This is a genomic window from Streptococcus mitis (assembly GCF_001074635.1).
GTDB lineage: Bacteria > Bacillota > Bacilli > Lactobacillales > Streptococcaceae > Streptococcus > Streptococcus mitis_E.
Genome location: NZ_JUQO01000053.1, coordinates 1 through 346, shown reverse-complemented (window position 1 = coordinate 346; position 346 = coordinate 1). Strand labels below are relative to the sequence as shown.

The 346-nt window shown below is 46.2% G+C and carries 1 protein-coding gene; it reads right to left on the bottom strand.

Annotation, left to right across the window (positions count from 1 at the left end; all coding sequences use genetic code 11):
• On the bottom strand, positions 1–346 hold a 346-nt coding region (locus tag ADI58_RS01915), incomplete at both ends, for a Rib/alpha-like domain-containing protein (protein ID WP_049521253.1).

Here is a 346-nt window from a genome sequence, read left to right as displayed (position 1 = left end):
ATTGATACTTCCTTCTGCACTTGGGTCACTACCGTGTTTAGCAGTTGGAGCTGGTTCTTTCGCAGTTGGGTTGAACGTATCTTTTTGTTCCTTAACCGTGATTGGGACTGTGACTTCATCGGTAGTTCCATCTGGATAAGTGACTAAGGCTACACTTGAATGACCTCCTGGTGTATTCACTACTGGAGCGTCTTTCCATGTAACCCTTGTGCCTTCTGGTAAGCCCGTTTTGTTTACACTTGCTTCTGGGTCTGGTACCTGACCATTGTCCACTGTTTGCGCTTTTGGTTGGGGATCGTAATCGTCTTTTTGTGGCGTTACTTCTACAGTGACTGTCACTTCTTCC